1 protein-coding gene is annotated in these 1,073 nt (G+C 62.2%); it reads right to left on the reverse strand.

Translation table 11 applies throughout. The annotated features are described in order from the left end of the window. Positions 1-1,073: 5-aminolevulinate synthase (hemA, locus tag OLZ32_RS39155; RefSeq protein ID WP_264425737.1), on the reverse strand; the 1,073-nt coding region annotated here is incomplete at both ends.

Here is a 1,073-nt window from a genome sequence, read left to right on the forward strand (position 1 = left end):
CGCGACCAGAGCGAATGCAGCGCCTCGACCAGATGGGCGATATCGGCGTCGGAATGCAGCGGCGTCGGCGTGATGCGCAGGCGCTCGGTCTTCTTCGGCACGGTGGGATAGTTGATCGGCTGGACATAGACGCCGCAATTGTCGAGCAGCAGATCGGAGATCCACTTGCACTTGGCCGCATCGCCGACCAGCACCGGCACGATATGGCTCGGATTGGGCATATGCGGAATGCCGCGCTGGTCGAGCAGTGCTCTCAGCTTGCGGACACGATCCTGATGGCGGGCGCGCTCGAACTGGCTGACCTTCAGGTGCTGGATCGAGGCAACAGCGCCGGCGGCAAGTGCCGGCGGCAGCGCGGTGGTGAAGATGAAGCCGGAGGCAAACGAACGGATGAAATCGCAAAGCGCCGTCGACGCGGCGATATAGCCGCCCATGACGCCGAAGGCCTTGCCGAGCGTGCCCTCGATGACGGTCAGACGGTCCATCAGCCCCTCGCGTTCGGCAATGCCGCCGCCGCGCGGGCCGTACATGCCGACGGCATGCACTTCGTCGAGATAGGTCATCGCGCCATATTTGTCGGCGAGGTCGCAGATCTCCTTGATCGGGGCGATATCGCCGTCCATCGAATAGACGCTCTCGAAGGCGATCAGCTTCGGCGCCTTCGGATCGGCGGCAGCGAGCTTGGCTTCGAGATCGGCCACGTCATTGTGCTTCCAGATCACCTTGTCGCACTTGGCGTGGCGAATACCCTCGATCATCGAGGCATGGTTCATAGCGTCAGAGAAGATGATGAGCCCGGGGATCTTCGCACCGAGCGTGCCGAGCGCCGCCCAGTTGGAAACATAGCCTGATGTGAAGATCAGTGCCGCTTCCTTGCCGTGCAGATCGGCAAGCTCACGTTCGAGCACGACGTGGTGATGGTTGGTGCCAGAAATATTCCGGGTGCCTCCCGCACCCGCGCCACAGTGGTCGATGGCGTTCTTCATCGCCTCGATCACCTTGGGATGCTGGCCCATGCCGAGATAGTCGTTGGAGCACCAGACGGTAACTTCTTTTGCGCCATCGGCCGTATG

It is taken from the genome of Rhizobium acaciae (assembly GCF_025941625.1).
Taxonomy (GTDB): Bacteria; Pseudomonadota; Alphaproteobacteria; order Rhizobiales; family Rhizobiaceae; genus Rhizobium; species Rhizobium acaciae.